The sequence below is a fragment of the Streptomyces sp. NPDC001220 genome (assembly GCF_053597895.1).
In genome coordinates this window covers 49,351-66,494 of the sequence record NZ_JBSFJE010000022.1, presented here as the reverse complement: position 1 = coordinate 66,494, position 17,144 = coordinate 49,351, and the positions used below count along the sequence as shown (strand labels likewise).

Sequence of the window (17,144 nt, the reverse complement as noted above, 5' to 3'; positions counted from 1 at the left end):
GCGGCCGGCCGCGGGATCCGTCGATCCGCCTCGGGTACGGCAGGCCGTCCGGCGCCGGTGTCGCGGGCCGGCCGGAGCCGGCCGAGGCCACGGCGAAGACGCACGTCAGTCGGCCGCCGGGCGGCCCGGAGCCACGCAGCCGGGGCAAGCGGCCCCACCGGCAGAGGAGTTGGGCGTCCGGCACCGCTTCCGGATAGTGGTCCAGACCTATTGACCGGTGGTCCAGACCTTTCTATTCTCGCGGCACTGTGGGTGCGAAGGCTCAGTCGCGCCCCCCAACTCCCCATAGGAGGCGCAGGATGCGCTTCAGACACAGAGCCGCGGCAGGGTTCGCGACCCTGTTGCTCCCGCTGGCCGGCCTGGTCGGCCTCGCGGCCCCCGCCCAGGCCGCGACGACGGCCACCGCCACCTACACCAAGACCCAGGACTGGGGCACCGGCTTCGGCGGCCAGTGGACCGTCAAGAACACCGGTACCACGTCGATCAGTTCCTGGACCGTCGAGTGGGACTACCCCTCCGGCACCTCGGTCACCTCCGCCTGGGACGCGGACGTCACCTCGTCCGGCACCCACTGGACCGCCAAGAACAAGTCCTACAACGGCTCCATCGCCCCCGGCGCGTCCGTCTCCTTCGGCTTCAACGGCGCGGGTTCCGGCGCGCCGAGCAACTGCCTCCTCAACGGCGCCAGTTGTGACGGCGGCACCACCGTCCCCGGTGACGCGGCGCCCTCCGCGCCCGGCACCCCGACCGCGTCCGCCATCGCCGACACCTCGGTGAAGCTGAGCTGGTCCGCCGCCACCGACGACAAGGGCGTCAAGAACTACGACGTGCTGCGCGACGGCAAGGTCGTCTCCACGGTGACCACCACGTCGTACACCGACACGGGTCTCACCGCCGGTACCGACTACTCCTACACGGTCCAGGCCCGCGACACCGCGAACCAGACCGGCCCGGTCAGCGGCGCGGTCTCCGTCCACACCACGGGCGGTACGACCACTCCCCCGACCACCGGCTCCAAGGTCAAGCTCGGCTACTTCACCGAGTGGGGCATCTACGGCCGCAACTACAACGTCAAGAACCTGGTGACGTCGGGTTCCGCGGCCAAGATCACGCACATCAACTACGCCTTCGGCAACGTCACCAACGGCCAGTGCGCCATCGGCGACGCCTACGCCGACTACCAGAAGACGTTCACCGCCGACCAGTCGGTCAGCGGTGCCGCCGACACCTGGGACCAGCCACTGGCCGGCAACTTCAACCAGCTGCGCGAGCTGAAGGCCAAATACCCGAACATCAAGGTCCTGTGGTCCTTCGGCGGCTGGACCTGGTCCGGCGGCTTCGCCCAGGCCGCGGCCAACCCGACCGCGTTCGCCGACTCCTGCTACAACCTGGTCGAGGACCCGCGCTGGGCCGATGTCTTCGACGGCATCGACATCGACTGGGAGTACCCGAACGCCTGCGGGCTGAGCTGCGACACCAGCGGGGCCGCGGCCTACAAGAACCTGATGTCCGCGCTGCGCGCCAAGTTCGGCTCGAACAACCTGGTCACCGCTGCCACCACCGCGGACGGCACCTCCGGCGGCAAGATCGACGCCGCGGACTACGCGGGCGCGGCCCAGTACGTCGACTGGTACAACGTGATGTCGTACGACTTCTTCGGCGCCTTCGACGCGGACGGCCCGACCGCCCCGCACTCGCCGCTCACCACCTACGCCGGTATCCCGACGCCCGGCTTCACCACGGCCGACGCGATCGCCAAGTTCAAGTCCAAGGGCGTCCCCGCGAGCAAGCTGCTGATCGGCATCGGCTTCTACGGCCGCGGCTGGACGGGTGTGACGCAGGACGCGCCGGGCGGTGCGGCGACCGGTCCGGCGCCGGGCACCTACGAGCAGGGCATCGAGGACTACAAGGTGCTCAAGACGTCCTGCCCGGTCACCGGCACCATCGCGGGCACGGCGTACGCGCACTGCGGCAGCAACTGGTGGTCCTACGACACGCCGTCGACGATCGCCGGGAAGATGAGCTGGGCCAAGTCCCAGAGTCTCGGCGGCGCGTTCTTCTGGGACTTCAGCGGTGACACCAGCGACGGCGAACTGGTGAGCGCCATCAACTCCAACCTGTAGGAACTCCGGGGGAAAACCCCCTAAGCGACATTGACGCTCCCCCAGACTTCGTCCGGGGGGACCCCCACCCAGCGGGTGAATGTGGCTACGCCACATTCACCCGCTGACCGGGCGGGGCTGCTTCCAGCCACGCGAGAAAACCGGTCAGCGCGTCTTCGCTCATGGCGAGTTCGAGGCGGGTGCCCCGATGGACACAGGTGAGGATCACCGCGTCGGAGAGCAGCGCCAGTTCCTCCTCGCCCTCCGGCAGGCGGCGGCCGGCCACCTCGATCCGGTCGCGTTCCAGGACCCGGCGGGGGCGGTAGGCGTAGGAGAAGACCCGGTACCACTCGACGCTGTCGCCGTTGTAGCGGGCGACTCCGTAGCTCCAGCCCTTGCCGTTGGTGTCCGGTTTCTCGGGGACGCCCCAGCGCAGCGAACAGTCGAAGGTGCCGCCGGAGCGCTGGATCAGTCTGCGCCGCAGCCCGAACAGGAAGAGTCCCACCACCACGAGCGCGACCACGATTCCGCACACAGTCAGAGCGAGGACCATCGGCACCGACCTCCTCGTCTCCTAGGTAATGGAACGTAAAAAGACCCAGATCTACCTCAGCCGCGGCTGGGACCGGATGGCTCCGGTCCCAGCCGCGGCTGAGTTACGTCAACGCATACGCGCAGTGTGTCAGCGCGACGTCGCCGCCCGCAGACGGACGTCGGCGCGTCGCTCGGCAGTGGCGTCGCCCTCCGCCTTCGCGCGCTCCAGCTCCCGCTCCACGCGCTGGACGTCGATCTCGTCCGAGAGCTCGGCGATCTCGGCCAGCAGCGACAGCTTGTTGTCCGCGAACGAGATGAAACCGCCGTGCACCGCGGCGACGACCGTCCCACCTTCACTCGTACGGATGGTCACCGGGCCCGACTCCAGCACACCCAGCAGCGGCTGGTGACCGGGCATGACGCCGATGTCGCCGGACGTGGTGCGCGCGACGACCAGGGTCGCCTCGCCGGACCAGACCTGACGGTCGGCGGCGACCAGCTCGACATGCAGCTCAGCAGCCAAAGGTGGCTCCTCGGGTCACCACCCGGTGGGATCACCGGGTGTTGGATACAAGTCTAATGGGCGTGAGAGAGGGGGCGGGACGCGCCCGCCCCCTCACACGAACTCAGGCGAGTTCAGGAGACGCCCAGCTCCTTGGCGTTGGCCTTGAGGTCCTCGATGCCACCGCACAGGAAGAACGCCTGCTCCGGGAAGTGGTCGTACTCGCCGTCGATGATCGCGTTGAACGCCACGATCGACTCGTCCAGCGGTACGTCCGACCCGTCGACGCCGGTGAACTGCTTGGCGACGTGGGTGTTCTGGGACAGGAAGCGCTCCACGCGACGGGCCCGGTGGACGACGAGCTTGTCCTCCTCGCCGAGCTCGTCGATACCGAGGATCGCGATGATGTCCTGGAGGTCCTTGTACTTCTGGAGGACCGTCTTGACGCGCATGGCGGTGGCGTAGTGGTCCGCCGCGATGTAGCGCGGGTCCAGGATCCGGGACGTGGAGTCCAGCGGGTCCACGGCCGGGTAGATGCCCTTCTCGGAGATCGGACGGGAGAGCACCGTCGTCGCGTCGAGGTGGGCGAAGGTGGTGGCCGGGGCCGGGTCGGTCAGGTCGTCCGCGGGGACGTAGATCGCCTGCATCGAGGTGATCGAGTGACCACGGGTCGAGGTGATGCGCTCCTGGAGGAGACCCATCTCGTCGGCCAGGTTCGGCTGGTAGCCCACCGCGGAGGGCATCCGGCCGAGCAGGGTCGAGACCTCGGAACCGGCCTGCGTGAAGCGGAAGATGTTGTCGATGAAGAACAGCACGTCCTGCTTCTGCACATCGCGGAAGTACTCCGCCATGGTCAGACCCGCGAGGGCCACGCGCAGACGGGTGCCCGGGGGCTCGTCCATCTGGCCGAAGACAAGGGCGGTCTTGTCGATGACGCCCGAGTCCGCCATCTCCTCGATGAGGTCGTTGCCCTCACGCGTGCGCTCGCCGACACCGGCGAACACGGAGACACCGTCGTGGTTGTTGGCGACGCGGTAGATCATCTCCTGGATGAGCACCGTCTTGCCGACGCCGGCACCGCCGAACAGACCGATCTTGCCACCCTTGACGTACGGGGTGAGGAGGTCGATGACCTTGACGCCGGTCTCGAACATCTCGGTCTTCGACTCGAGCTCGTCGAAGTTCGGGGCCTTGCGGTGGATGGACCAGCGCTCGCCCTCGTACTGCTCGTCGACGTTCAGCACCTCACCGAGGGTGTTGAACACCTTGCCCTTGGTGAAGTCGCCGACCGGGACGGTGATGCCGTCGCCGGTGTCGGTGACCGGGGCCTGGCGGACCAGACCGTCGGTGGGCTGCATGGAGATCGTGCGGACCAGGCCGTCACCCAGGTGCTGGGCGACCTCCAGGGTCAGGATCTTCTTCTCGCCGGCGTTGGCCGGGTCGGCCACCTCGACGTGCAGCGCGTTGTAGATCTCCGGCATCGCGTCGACGGGGAACTCCACGTCGACGACCGGGCCGATGACCCGGGCGACGCGGCCCGTGGCCGTCGCGGTCTCAACAGTGGTGGTCATTAGCGGTCACTCCCCGCGGTCGCGTCGGCCAGGGCGCTGGCGCCACCGACGATCTCGCTGATTTCCTGGGTGATTTCGGCCTGGCGGGCCGCGTTGGCAAGCCGGGAGAGCGTGTTGATCAGCTCGCCCGCGTTGTCGGTCGCCGACTTCATCGCGCGCCGCGTGGCGGCGTGCTTCGAAGCGGCCGACTGGAGGAGCGCGTTGTAGATACGGCTCTCCACATAGCGCGGCAGAAGGGCGTCGAGGACGTCCTCCGCCGAGGGCTCGAAGTCGTACAGCGGGAGGATCTCGCCCTGGGGCCTCTCCTCCGCGACCTCTTCGAGGCGCAGCGGCAGCAGTCGGGCGTCGAGCGCCGTCTGCGTCATCATCGACACGAACTCGGTGTAGACGATGTGGAGTTCGTCCACACCGCCGTCCGCCGTCTCCGTCTCGATGGCCTCGATCAGAGGCGCCGCGACCTTCTTGGCGTCCGCGTACGAGGGCTCGTCGGTGAAGCCCGACCACGACTCCACGACCTTGCGCTCGCGGAAGTTGTAGTGGGCCAGACCGCGGCGGCCGACGATGTAGGTGTCGACCTCCTTGCCCTCCGCCTCAAGACGCGCCGTCAGCTGCTCGGCGGTCTTGATGGCGTTGGAGTTGAAGGCACCGGCCAGACCGCGGTCGCTCGTGAGGAGCAGGACCGCGGCACGGGTCGGGTTCTCCGCCTCCGTGGTGAGCGGGTGCTTGGTGTTCGAACCCGTACCGACCGCCGTGACCGCGCGGGTGAGCTCGGTCGCGTACGGCGCGGAGGCCCGCACCTTGCGCTGCGCCTTGACCACACGCGAGGCGGCGATCATCTCCATCGCCTTGGTGATCTTCTTGGTCGCGGTGACGGATCGGATGCGACGCTTGTAGACCCGGAGCTGGGCTCCCATGAGTCAGGTCCCTTCCTTACGTCACTTGGCCGCGGCCGGGGCGTCCTCGCCGAGAAGCTTGCCGTCCGAGGTCTCGAACTGCTTCTTGAACTCGGCGATCGCGTCGGCAACAGCGGTGAGGGTGTCGTCCGACATCTTGCCGCCCTCCTTGATGGAGGTCATGAGGCCCTGCTCCTTGCGGTGCAGGTACTCCAGGAGCTCCTTCTCGAAGCGGCGGATGTCGGAGACCGGGACGTCGTCCATCTTGCCGGTGGTGCCGGCCCACACGGAGACGACCTGGTCCTCGGTCGGCATCGGCTGGTACTGAGCCTGCTTCAGCAGCTCGACCAGTCGGGAACCACGCTCCAGCTGCGACTTCGACGCGGCGTCCAGGTCGGAACCGAAGGCGGCGAACGCCTCCAGCTCGCGGTACTGGGCGAGGTCCAGACGCAGACGGCCGGAGACCTGCTTCATCGCCTTGTGCTGCGCGGAACCACCGACTCGGGAGACGGAGATACCGACGTTCAGCGCGGGGCGCTGACCGGCGTTGAACAGGTCCGACTCCAGGAAGCACTGGCCGTCGGTGATGGAGATGACGTTGGTCGGGATGAACGCCGAGACGTCGTTGGCCTTGGTCTCGACGATCGGCAGACCGGTCATCGAACCGGCGCCCATCTCGTCGGACAGCTTGGCGCAGCGCTCCAGCAGACGGGAGTGCAGGTAGAAGACGTCACCCGGGTAGGCCTCACGGCCCGGCGGGCGGCGCAGCAGCAGCGACACGGCGCGGTAGGCGTCGGCCTGCTTCGAGAGGTCGTCGAAGATGATGAGGACGTGCTTGCCGTCGTACATCCAGTGCTGGCCGATGGCCGAACCGGTGTACGGCGCCAGGTACTTGAAGCCGGCCGGGTCGGACGCCGGGGCGGCGACGATCGTCGTGTACTCCAGCGCGCCGGCCTCTTCGAGGGCGCCACGCACGGAGGCGATGGTCGAGCCCTTCTGACCGATGGCGACGTAGACGCAGCGGACCTGCTTCTTCGGGTCGCCCGAGCGCCAGTTGTCACGCTGGTTGATGATCGTGTCGACGGCCAGGGCGGTCTTGCCGGTCTGGCGGTCACCGATGATCAGCTGACGCTGGCCGCGGCCGACCGGGGTCATGGCGTCGACGGCCTTGTAGCCGGTCTCCATCGGCTCGTGCACCGACTTACGGGCCATGACGCCCGGAGCCTGCAGCTCCAGGGCACGGCGGCCGGACGTCTCGATCTCACCGAGGCCGTCGATCGGGTTGCCGAGCGGGTCGACGACGCGGCCGAGGTAGCCCTCGCCCACCGCGACGGAGAGGACCTCACCGGTGCGGTGCACCGGCTGACCCTCCTCGATGCCACTGAACTCACCGAGGACGATGGCGCCGATCTCGCGCTCTTCCAGGTTGAGCGCGAGGCCGAGGGTGCCGTCCTCGAACTTCAGCAGTTCGTTGGCCATGGCCGAGGGCAGGCCCTCGACCTTCGCGATGCCGTCGCCGGCAAGGGTGACCGTACCGACCTCCTCGCGCGAGGCCGCGTCCGGCTTGTACGACTGGACGAAGTTCTCCAGCGCGTCCCGGATCTCCTCCGGCCGGATCGTGAGCTCCGCCATCTGGGTTCCCTGCTCTCCTTGTTGGGCCCGAAGTTTCACTTGGGGGGTCTGGGGGCGACCCCCAGGATTCTTCATGTACGGCCCAACCCGGGCCGTCGTAAGTACGTACTGCTTGTTCTCGACTACCGAGGTGCTAGCTCGCCATGCGGCGGGCCGCGTCCTCCAGCCGGTCCGCGATGGAACCGTTGATGACCTCGTCACCGACCTGCACCCGGATCCCGCCGACGACCTCGGGGTCGACGTCGAGGTTGAGGTGCATCGTGCGGCCGTAGAGCTTCGCGAGGGCGGCGCCCAGGCGCTGCTTCTGCGGCTCGCTCAGCGGCACCGCCGAGGTGACGACGGCGACGACGCGGCTGCGGCGCTCGGCGGCGAGCTTGGAGAGGGCCTCCAGGCCCGCTTCCAGGCTACGTCCCCGCGGCGCGGTCACAAGGCGCGTGACCAGACGCTCGGTGACCGGCTTGGCACGGCCGCCGAGCAGCCGGTGCAGCAGCTCGGTCTTGGCCGGGGTGCCGGCCTTGCGGTCGGTGAGCGCGGCGCGCAGCTCGGTGCTGGAGGAGACGATCCGGCCGAAGCGGAACAGCTCGTCCTCGACGTCGTCCAGCGTGCCGGACTGCTCGGCGGCCGTCAGGTCGGCGTCGGCCGCCAGCTCCTCCAGCGCGTCCACCAGGTCGCGGGACTGCGACCAGCGGGACCGGACCAGGCCGGTGACCACGTCGGCCGTGTTCGCGCCGACCTGGCCGCCGATCAGACGCCGGACCAGCTCGGCCTTGGCCTCGCCGGACTGCGCCGGGTCGGTGAGGACCCGACGCAGGCCACCCTCGCGGTCGAGCAGCGTGGTGACGGCCGCCAGCTCGTCCGCGAGCCGCGTCGCGTTGACGGACGTCGAGTCCGTCAGCGCGTCGAGACGCTCCCGTGCGGCTGCCAGTGCATCGCGGCTCGCTCCGTTCATCGGGCCGCCTCGGCCTTCTCCTCGAGCTCGTCGAGGAAGCGGTCGATCACGCGGCTCTGCCGGGCGTGGTCCTCCAGGGACTCACCGACGAGCTTGCCCGCCAGGTCGGTGGCCAGCTGGCCCACGTCCTGACGCAGCGACTGCGCGGCGGACTTGCGGTCGGCCTCGATCTGGGCATGACCGGCGGCGACGATCTCCTCACGCTGACGCTGGCCCTCGGCCCGCATCTCGGCGATGAGCGTGGCGCCCTGCTCCTGAGCCTCCTGGCGCAGGCGCGCGGCCTCGTGCCGGGCCTCGGCCAGCTGCGCCTTGTACTGCTCAAGGACGCTCTGGGCCTCGGTCTGCGCGGCCTCGGCCTTCTCGATACCGCCCTCGATCGCCTCGCGGCGCTGCTCCAGAACCTTGTTGATGTTCGGAAGGAGCTTCTTGGCGAGGAAGCCGAAGACGATGACGAAGGCGATGAGGCCGATGACGAGCTCTGGGATCGGCGGGATGAGGGGGTTCTCGGCCTCCTCCGCCGCCAGCTGAACCAGGGGGCTCATATCAGTGCCTTTCGTCTAAACGTGCGCTGCGGTCGGGTCAGGAGGCCGGGTAGACGAACGGCATGACCAGACCGATCAGGGCGAGCGCCTCACAGAAGGCGAAGCCGAGGATCTGGTTGGCGCGGATCAGGCCGGCCGCCTCGGGCTGGCGGGCGAGGGCCTGGGTGCCGTTACCGAAGATGATGCCGACGCCGACGCCCGGGCCGATCGCGGCGAGGCCGTAACCGATGGAGCCGAGGTTGCCCTTGATCTGGACAGCGGCCAGGGTCTCGTGCAGAACGGACATGCCGGTTCTTCCTTCTCTTTCAATGACCGGTGGGGGTTGGCCACCGGATGTCATGGACGGACAGACAGGGGGCTCAGTGGGACTCGGCGAGCGCGCCCTGGATGAAGCTGCAGGTCAGCAGTACGAAGACGTAGGCCTGAACAGCCTGGATGAAGAGCTCGAAGACGGTCATCACGATGACCATCACGAACGAGACACCGGAGTAGGCGATGCCGACGCCGTTGAGCATGTACCAGCTGGCAACCGTGAAGAGCAGCAGCAGGGTGTGGCCGGCGAACATGTTCGCGAAGAGCCGGACGGCGTGGGTGAAGGGCCGCACGAGCAGGTTCGAGAAGAGCTCGATCGTCATCGAGAGCGGAAGGACCGCGCCGAGCGACTTGTCGTAGCCGGTGAAGTTCTTGAAGGCGCCGACGAAGCCGTGCCGCTTGAAGGTCAGCGAGACCCACAGGATGTAGACGATCGCGGCCAGGGCGGCGGGGTACGAGATGATCGCGGTCACCGGGAACTGGGCGATCGGGATGATCGACCAGAGGTTCATCATCCAGATGAAGAAGAAGAGCGAGACGACGAGCGGGACGTACTTCTCGCCTTCCTTCTTGCCGATGGTCTCGTAGACGACACCTCGGCGGACGAAGTCGTAACCGGCCTCGGCAACCATCTGGAGCTTGCCCGGGACGACCTTCGGCCTGGCGAAGGCGGCCCAGAAGAAGCCGACGACGATGATCGACCCGAGCAGCGCCAGCAGCATCGTCTTGTTGAAGTACACGTTGCTGTCCGCGTCGCCGAAGAGCGGCTTGAACAGGAACGAGTGCAGGCCCGGAGCGACCGTGTCGAATCCGCACCCGTCGTTTCCGAACAGGTGGCAGCTCGTGTCGAAAGCGAGCGTCTGCGTCGGGTCAGCACTCACCGCGGGCTCCTTCAGCGTGGCGCATAGGTACGGCAACCTCGTTGTGTCGGCGCGGCGCATGGCCGCGGTTCGGCACGGGACTGGTGTTACGGATGTGGGGGCGGCTGGGGGGCATCTCGCCTCGCGATTGAGCAGGCGTCAGCTCAGATGCCCGCGCCCGCGATGCCGCAGTTGGCACCGGACGATAGCAGCATCTCTCGCGCGCCTTTATCCCGGGCCTACCTCTCACGACGGCTGCCCGGTCTTGTCGGGCTCGACGTAGAGGATCTTGGCCTTCATATGGGCACGGGTCTGGGCGGCGATCCAGGTGAGCGTGGCGACCACGAGCACGAGGGCGAAGGCCCGGGGATTGAACAGCGTCGTGTTCTTGAACGCGGCCATGAAGACGAACAGCAGCAGGAGCTGGGCCGCGTAGAGCATCAGGCCCATCATCTGGAAGAGCTGCGGAAGCGATTTGGCGGTGCGCTGCAGAACATAGAGACCGACCCCCATGAAGAGGATCACGATCACCGTCGCGACGACGGCCCCGATCGCCCCCTTGCCGCCCGCGACCACCGCGCTGACGACGGCAGCGAGCACGCCGACGGCGGCCGTGGGTACGGCGGCCTGGGCCAGGATCCGGGCGTCATTGGACGGCATGGCGGCAACTCCGCTTTCACAGGGGGGCAGGTGTCGTCATGGACGAGCGTAGTCCCGGTCGGAGGGTCGAAGACCTCACGCTGACGGGCCGTCGCAGTCGGGTCCGTCGACTCTGTCCGGGGTTCTCGTGAACCGTATCACAAACTATTTGATGAGGTCTTTACCTGGTAGGTGTGCTTGCCGTCACACATGAGAGTGAACATGCGCGTCTGAGCGAAAACCGAGCCGTTGTGTCTGGTATTGGGGGTCTTTGCTCCCCCACGGCTTGGCAATGCTCTAGTCAGATTCTTACCTTGCGAGGGTCAGTGCGAGGTCAGTGGGGGGTCAACGCGAGGTTTCGGAAGCCTGCCGGTCCAGCATGCGTGAACGGGGCCCGACGGCGGTCGCGCCGTTGACCCGGGCCACGCCCGCGGGCACCGGCGAGCGGTGCCCCTCGCACGGCTCCCCGGCCTTCTCCAGCACGTCGGGGACGCTCTCCCCGGCGGTCGCGGCCGCCTGCTCGGCGGCCTCCGCGGCGCGCCCGCGGCGCCGGTAGCGCGGCGGCACGAACCGCTGGCCCCACACCGGCACGCGCGGGGTGAACCGCGGCAGCAGAAGCAGCCCCAGGCCGATCGCGCTGAGGAAGACCACCCCGAGCACGATCCACATGGAGGCGGAGTTCACCGAGTACGCCAGCGCCCCGAAACCGATCAGCGCCGACCAGAAGTACATGATCAGCACCGCCCGGCTGTGCGAGTGGCCGATCTCCAGGAGCCGGTGGTGCAGGTGCCCGCGGTCGGCCGCGAACGGCGACTGGCCGCGCCAGGTGCGCCGCACGATCGCCAGCACCAGGTCGGCGGCCGGCACCGCGATGATGGTCAGCGGCAGCAGCAGCGGGATGTAGACCGGCACCATCTGGTGCACCGCGTTGCGCTCGGACCCGGCGAACAGGTTCATCACGTCCGGGTCGAGCTGGCCCGTGATCGAGATCGCACCGGCGGCCAGCACCAGGCCGATCAGCATCGAGCCGGAGTCGCCCATGAAGATCCGCGCCGGATGCAGGTTGTGCGGCAGGAAGCCCAGGCACATGCCCATCAGGATCGCCGAGAACAGCGTGGCCGGGGCCGCGGCCTCGATGCCGTACGAGTACCAGATCCGGTACGCGTACATGAAGAACGCCGCGGCCGCGATGCACACCATGCCGGAGGCCAGGCCGTCCAAGCCGTCCACGAAGTTGACCGCGTTGATGGTGATGACCACCAGGGCCACCGTCAGCAGGGTGCCCTGCCACGGGGTCAGGGCGACCGTGCCGACGCCCGGGATGGGCAGCCACAGGATGGTCAGACCCTGCATGACCATGACGCCCGCGGCGATCATCTGACCGCCCAGCTTGATCAGGGCGTCGATCTCGAACTTGTCGTCGAGCACACCGATCAGCCAGATCAGCGCGGCGCCGGAGAGCAACGCCCGCGGCTCGTTCGACTTCTCGAAGACCTCGTTGAGGTTGGTCAGGTGGTCGGCGACCAGCAGACCCGCGCACAGCCCGAAGAACATCGCGATCCCGCCGAGCCGCGGAGTGGGCTCCCGGTGCACGTCACGGGCCCGGATCTCCGGCATGGCCCCGGCCACGATCGCGAACTTCCGCACCGGCCCTGTCAGCAGATACGTCACCGCGGCCGTGATGCAGAGCGTCAGCAGGTATTCACGCACAGGCTTCCCCACAGGTCTCGCTGGCCATCACAGCCCCACACCCTAGCGACGGTCGCATATGTATGGGGACTTCCGGGTAGCGACGATGGTTGCACGTGTGCCTGTAAGGCGGGCGTACAACGGCTCTACGACGCTGCGCCTACCCCGTCTCCGACGGGATACGGCGGAAATCTACCGGTGAGCTCGCGCACCTCGTCACGCACCCTCCCCACGTCCGTCGCACCGCGCAGCACCTCCGCCAGCAGGGCCGCGATCCGGGTCATCTCCCCCGCCCCCATGCCCTGGGTGGTCACGGCGGCGGTGCCCAGCCGCAGGCCGCGCGCATCCCCGTGCGGCAGGGCACAGCTGTCCAGCACGATCCCGGCGGCGACGAGCCGGCCCCGGGCGGTACGCCCGTCGACGCCCAGCGGGGCGGGGTCGGCGGTGATCAGGTGGGTGTCCGTGCCACCTGTGGTGACCAGCAGCCCCTGGTCGGCGAGCCCGGCCGCGAGAACCCTCGCATTGGCGACCACCTGATGGGCGTACACGGAGAACGCCGGTGTTGCCGCCTCCCCGAACGCGACCGCCTTGGCGGCGATGGTGTGCATCTGCGCGCCGCCCTGTGTGAAGGGGAACACGGCCCGGTCGAGGCGCTCGGCCAGCTCGGGCGAACCGCACAGGAGCATCCCGCCGCGCGGGCCGCGCAGCACCTTGTGTGTGGTCGCGCACACCACGTCGGCGTACGGCACCGGGTTGGGCGCCGCTCCCCCGGCCACCAGCCCGATGGGATGGGCCGCGTCCGCGATCAGATACGCGCCCACCTCGTCGGCGACCTCACGGAAGAAGGCGTAGTCGATGTGCCGGGGATAGGCGATGGACCCGCACACGATCGCCTTGGGCCGGTGGCCGCGGGCCAGCGCCCGCACCTGGTCGTGGTCGATGAGCCCGCTCTCCGGGTCGACCCCGTACCCGACGAAGTCGAACCAGCGGCCGGAGAAGTTGGCCGGCGAGCCGTGCGTGAGATGACCGCCGTAGGGCAGGCCGAGGGCGAGAACGGTGTCACCGGGGCGCAGCAGGGCGGCGTAGGCGGCCAGTACGGCGGACGAGCCGGAGTGGGACTGCACGTTGGCGTGCGCGGCGCCGAACAGGGCCTTGGCGCGGTCGACGGCGAGCCGTTCGGCGACGTCCACGATCTCGCAGCCGCCGTGGTGCCGGGCGCCCGGGTACCCCTCGGCGTACTTGTTGGCGAGCGGCGAGCCGAGGGCGGCCAGCACGGCCCGGGAGGTGAAGTTCTCGGCGGCGATCAGCTGCAACGACGTCGACTGCCGGGCCAGCTCCCCCAGCAGGATCTCCGCCAGCTCGGGGTCCTGCCGGCGCAGCGGATCGGCCTCGACGAGGGTAGGGCTGACCGACATGACGGGCTCCGGGCGGTCGACGGTGACGTACGTCCAATGTAGGCCCGGGGTGGGTGGGGTGCGCGGTGTGTACGGCGCCTCGGGTTACATCCGCGCCGGCACGCCCGTCAGCGCCGTGACCACCGGGTCCAGGGCCTCGTGTATCTCGTCGCCGATGGAACGGAAGAACGGCAGCGGGGCGCCGTACGGGTCGTAGACCTCGTCCGCCTCCGCCGTGGGGGCCAGCAGCCATCCGCGCAGCGCGGCCGCCGCTCGGACCAGCGCACGGGCGCGGACGACCACGCCCTCGTGCAGCGGGGGCAGCGTCGCCGGGTCGATCGCGCGGACCAGGCGGGTGAACTCCTTCAGCGTGAAGGTGCGCAGGCCCGCCGAGTGGCCCATGGAGATGACCTGGGCGCGATGGTCGCGGGTGGCGGTCAGCACCAGGTCGGCACGGATGACGTGCTCGTCGAGCAGCTCCCGCCCGACGAACCCGGTCGCGTCCGCGCCGAAGTCGGCCAGGACCGCCTCCGCGTTGGCCTCCATGGGCGCGCCCTCATGGCCCCAGGTGCCCGCGCTCTCCACGATCAGGCCGCCGCCCAGAAAGGTGCCGAGCCGGTCGGTGACGAGATGGCGGGTCAGCCGCTCGGTGATCGGCGAGCGGCACACGTTGCCGGTGCTGACGTGGAGGATGCGGAAGCTGTCGCGCGGAAGCCCCACGAACGTGGTCGTGATCTCCGATGCGCGCTCCCCGTTGCCTATGCCACGCCCCGCGTCAGGGGCTGTCAATTCGCCACCTCGAGGTCGGGTACGACCTTGCGCAGCTCCTCGGCCGAGATCGCGCCCGCGCGCAGCAGCAGCGGCACCTCACGGCTGACGTCGACGATCGACGAGGGCACGTTGCCCGGGGTCGGACCGCCGTCGAGGTACACGGAGACGGAGTCGCCGAGCATCTCCTGCGCGGCGTCACAGGTCTCCGGGGACGGGTGGCCGGTGAGGTTGGCCGAGGAGACGGCCATCGGGCCGACCTCGGTGAGCAGCTCGATGGCGACCGGGTGCAGGGGCATGCGGACGGCGACCGTGCCCCGGGTGTCGCCGAGGTCCCACTGCAGAGACGGCTGGTGCTTGGCGACCAGCGTGAGGGCGCCCGGCCAGAACGCGTCGACCAGCTCCCAGGCCAGCTCGGAGAAGTCGGTGACGAGCCCGTGCAGCGTGTTCGGGGACCCGATCAGCACCGGGGTGGGCATGTTGCGGCCCCGGCCCTTGGCGTCGAGCAGGTCGGAGACCGCCTCCGCGGTGAACGCGTCGGCGCCGATGCCGTACACGGTGTCCGTGGGCAGCACCACCAGTTCGCCCCGGCGGACGGCGGACGCGGCCTCGCGCAGACCCGTCACGCGGTCGGTCGCGTCGTTGGTGTCGTATCGCCGTGCCATGTCTAGCGGGCCTCCTCGTACACGAAGTACACGTACTTCCGGGACTTCCGGAGCGTCCGGGCCTTCCGGGGCTTGCGGCACGTCCGGGAACGGGTCTGGGGGGTGCTCACGGCAGCGCCTTGCGGGCGGTCGCGAAGCGGGGGCGGTTGTTGAGGTCCGGATGGTCGGCCGCGTCGGCCCAGCCCCGCTCCTCGGTGAAGATCCACGGCACCTGGCCGCCCTGGGTGTCGGCGTGCTCGATGACGACGACACCGCCGGGGCGCAGCAGCCGGTGCGCGGTGCGTTCGATGCCCCGGATGAGGTCGAGACCGTCCTCGCCGGAGAACAGGGCCAGCTCCGGGTCGTAGTCGCGGGCCTCGGGGGCGACGTACTCCCACTCGGTGAGCGGGATGTACGGCGGGTTGGAGATGACCAGGTCGACGTGGCCGTCGAGGTCGTGGAAGGCGTCCAGGGCGTCTCCCTGGCGCAGGTCGACCCTGGAGCCCGCCACGTTCTTGCGGGTCCACTGGAGCGCCTCCTCGGACAGCTCCACGGCGTGCACGCGCGAGCGCGGGACCTCCTGGGCGAGGGCGAGCGCGATGGCGCCGGAGCCGGTGCACAGGTCGACGATGCACGGCTCGACCACGTCCATGGCGCGCACGGCGTCTATGGCCCAGCCGACCACGGACTCGGTCTCCGGGCGCGGGACGAAGACGCCCGGCCCCACCTGGAGTTCGAGGTAGCGGAAGTAGGCCCGCCCGGTGATGTGCTGGAGCGGCTCGCGCTGCTCCCGCCGGGCGATGACCTCCCAGTAGCGGGCGTCGAAGTCGGAGTTCTTGACGGAGTGCAGCGCGCCCCGCTTCACGCCGTGCACGAACGCGGCGAGCTCCTCCGCGTCGTTGCGCGGCGAGGGCACGCCGGCGTCGGCCAGCCGCTGGGTGGCCTGGGCCACCTCGGCGAGCAGCAGGTTCACGCTGGTCCTCCGTGTCGTACTCAGTCGTGCATGGCTTACGCGGCCGCGAGCTTCGCGGCCGAGTCCGCGTCGACGCAGGCCTGGATCACCGCGTCGAGGTCGCCGTCGAGGACCTGGTCCAAGTTGTACGCCTTGAAGCCGACGCGGTGGTCCGAGATGCGATTCTCCGGGAAGTTGTACGTGCGGATCTTCTCGGAGCGGTCGACGGTGCGGACCTGGCTGCGGCGGGCGTCGGCGGCTTCCTTCTCCGCCTCCTCCTGCGCCGCGGCGAGCAGCCTGGAGCGCAGGATACGCAAGGCCTGCTCCTTGTTCTGCAGCTGGCTCTTCTCGTTCTGGCAGGAGGCGACGACTCCGGTGGGCAGGTGCGTGATGCGCACCGCGGAGTCGGTGGTGTTGACGGACTGTCCGCCGGGTCCCGAGGACCGGTAGACGTCGATCCGGAGGTCGTTCGGATTGATCTCGACGTCGACCTCCTCGGCCTCGGGGGTCACCAGCACACCCGCCGCCGACGTGTGGATACGGCCCTGCGACTCGGTCGCGGGCACGCGCTGCACGCGGTGCACGCCGCCCTCGTACTTCAGCCGCGCCCAGACGCCCTGACCGGGCTCGGTCGCGCCGTTGCCGCCCTTGGTCTTCACCGCGACCTGGACGTCCTTGTAGCCGCCCAGCTCGGACTCGGTGGAGTCGATGATCTCGGTCTTCCAGCCGACGCGCTCGGCGTACCGCAGGTACATCCGCAGCAGGTCGCCGGCGAACAGCGCGGACTCGTCGCCGCCGGCCCCCGCCTTGATCTCCAGGATCACGTCCTTGTCGTCGGACGGGTCCCGGGGCACCAGAAGCAGCCGCAGCTTCTCGGTCAGCTCGTCGCGCTGCTTGTCGAGCTCCTTGACCTCGGCGGCGAAGTCGGGGTCGTCGGCGGCCAGTTCACGCGCGGTCTCGATGTCGTCGCCGGTCTGCTTCCAGGAGCGGTAGGTGCCGACGATCGGGGTGAGTTCGGCGTAGCGCTTGTTCAGCTTGCGCGCGTTGGCCTGGTCGGCGTGGACCGACGGGTCGGCGAGCTTCTTCTCCAGGTCGGCGTGCTCGACGACGAGTTCCTCGACGGCCTCGAACATTTTTGGGCTCCTGATACTGCGTACGGAA

At 69.0% G+C, this 17,144-nt stretch carries 17 protein-coding genes; 1 reads left to right on the top strand and 16 read right to left on the bottom strand.

The genetic code is table 11. The features are described 5' to 3' along the window. Positions 1 to 299 precede the first annotated feature (299 nt). Positions 300 to 2,123: a glycosyl hydrolase family 18 protein gene (locus ACWDGI_RS38475; RefSeq protein ID WP_450767287.1), complete on the top strand. Its 1,824-nt coding sequence runs from the start codon at positions 300 to 302 to the stop codon at positions 2,121 to 2,123. An 85-nt stretch (positions 2,124 to 2,208) separates the two neighbouring features. Here ACWDGI_RS38475 and ACWDGI_RS38470 read toward each other — a convergent pair whose 3' ends face one another. The 16 genes from ACWDGI_RS38470 to prfA form a co-directional block, all read right to left on the bottom strand. Next, entirely contained in the window at positions 2,209 to 2,655 is a 447-nt protein-coding gene (locus tag ACWDGI_RS38470; protein WP_450767285.1) for a DUF2550 domain-containing protein, read from the bottom strand. Positions 2,656 to 2,784: 129 nt separating this feature from the next. Continuing rightward, positions 2,785 to 3,159 (bottom strand): F0F1 ATP synthase subunit epsilon, encoded by a 375-nt coding sequence (locus tag ACWDGI_RS38465; protein WP_351321965.1) that lies wholly within the window; start codon positions 3,157 to 3,159, stop codon positions 2,785 to 2,787. Between the two features lie 113 nt (positions 3,160 to 3,272). Further along, positions 3,273 to 4,709, bottom strand: coding sequence for a F0F1 ATP synthase subunit beta (gene atpD, locus ACWDGI_RS38460; protein WP_450767283.1), 1,437 nt, complete (start codon positions 4,707 to 4,709; stop codon positions 3,273 to 3,275). Continuing rightward, positions 4,709 to 5,623 carry a F0F1 ATP synthase subunit gamma gene (locus ACWDGI_RS38455; protein WP_450767281.1) on the bottom strand — a complete coding sequence of 305 codons (915 nt, stop codon included), beginning with the start codon at positions 5,621 to 5,623 and terminating at the stop codon, positions 4,709 to 4,711. Before ACWDGI_RS38455 ends, atpD begins: the two co-directional genes overlap by 1 nt. 21 nt (positions 5,624 to 5,644) lie before the next feature. Continuing rightward, complete coding sequence (gene atpA / locus ACWDGI_RS38450; protein ID WP_360477400.1) at positions 5,645 to 7,234, bottom strand: F0F1 ATP synthase subunit alpha; 1,590 nt, start codon at positions 7,232 to 7,234, stop codon at positions 5,645 to 5,647. A 133-nt stretch (positions 7,235 to 7,367) separates the two neighbouring features. Further along, positions 7,368 to 8,183, bottom strand: a complete 816-nt coding sequence (locus tag ACWDGI_RS38445; protein WP_450767278.1) for a F0F1 ATP synthase subunit delta — start codon at positions 8,181 to 8,183, stop codon at positions 7,368 to 7,370. Beyond that, entirely contained in the window at positions 8,180 to 8,725 is a 546-nt protein-coding gene (locus ACWDGI_RS38440) for a F0F1 ATP synthase subunit B (protein ID WP_351936896.1), read from the bottom strand. The genes ACWDGI_RS38445 and ACWDGI_RS38440 overlap by 4 nt, the downstream gene beginning before the upstream one ends. Before the next feature lie 37 nt (positions 8,726 to 8,762). After that, complete coding sequence (locus ACWDGI_RS38435; protein WP_067003022.1) at positions 8,763 to 9,011, bottom strand: ATP synthase subunit c family protein; 249 nt, start codon at positions 9,009 to 9,011, stop codon at positions 8,763 to 8,765. Between the two features lie 73 nt (positions 9,012 to 9,084). Then, positions 9,085 to 9,918, bottom strand: a complete 834-nt coding sequence (gene atpB, locus ACWDGI_RS38430; protein ID WP_450767276.1) for a F0F1 ATP synthase subunit A — start codon at positions 9,916 to 9,918, stop codon at positions 9,085 to 9,087. 225 nt (positions 9,919 to 10,143) lie between these two features. Further along, entirely contained in the window at positions 10,144 to 10,557 is a 414-nt protein-coding gene (locus ACWDGI_RS38425) for a hypothetical protein (protein ID WP_450767274.1), read from the bottom strand. 324 nt (positions 10,558 to 10,881) lie between these two features. Further along, positions 10,882 to 12,246: an MraY family glycosyltransferase gene (locus ACWDGI_RS38420; protein ID WP_450767272.1), complete on the bottom strand. Its 1,365-nt coding sequence runs from the start codon at positions 12,244 to 12,246 to the stop codon at positions 10,882 to 10,884. A gap of 125 nt (positions 12,247 to 12,371) precedes the next feature. Continuing rightward, complete coding sequence (locus tag ACWDGI_RS38415) at positions 12,372 to 13,640, bottom strand: serine hydroxymethyltransferase (protein ID WP_450767270.1); 1,269 nt, start codon at positions 13,638 to 13,640, stop codon at positions 12,372 to 12,374. A gap of 84 nt (positions 13,641 to 13,724) precedes the next feature. Further along, positions 13,725 to 14,408, bottom strand: coding sequence for an arsenate reductase/protein-tyrosine-phosphatase family protein (locus tag ACWDGI_RS38410; protein ID WP_360477379.1), 684 nt, complete (start codon positions 14,406 to 14,408; stop codon positions 13,725 to 13,727). Beyond that, a complete protein-coding gene (locus ACWDGI_RS38405; RefSeq protein WP_450767267.1) occupies positions 14,405 to 15,052 on the bottom strand; it encodes an L-threonylcarbamoyladenylate synthase in 648 nt (215 codons plus the stop codon). The genes ACWDGI_RS38410 and ACWDGI_RS38405 overlap by 4 nt, the downstream gene beginning before the upstream one ends. A 106-nt stretch (positions 15,053 to 15,158) precedes the next feature. Beyond that, on the bottom strand, positions 15,159 to 16,004 hold the full coding sequence (prmC, locus tag ACWDGI_RS38400) for a peptide chain release factor N(5)-glutamine methyltransferase (protein ID WP_450767265.1): 846 nt from the start codon (positions 16,002 to 16,004) through the stop codon (positions 15,159 to 15,161). Positions 16,005 to 16,039: 35 nt separating this feature from the next. Continuing rightward, positions 16,040 to 17,116, bottom strand: coding sequence for a peptide chain release factor 1 (gene prfA, locus ACWDGI_RS38395; RefSeq protein WP_351936901.1), 1,077 nt, complete (start codon positions 17,114 to 17,116; stop codon positions 16,040 to 16,042). Between the last annotated feature and the right edge of the window lie 28 nt (positions 17,117 to 17,144).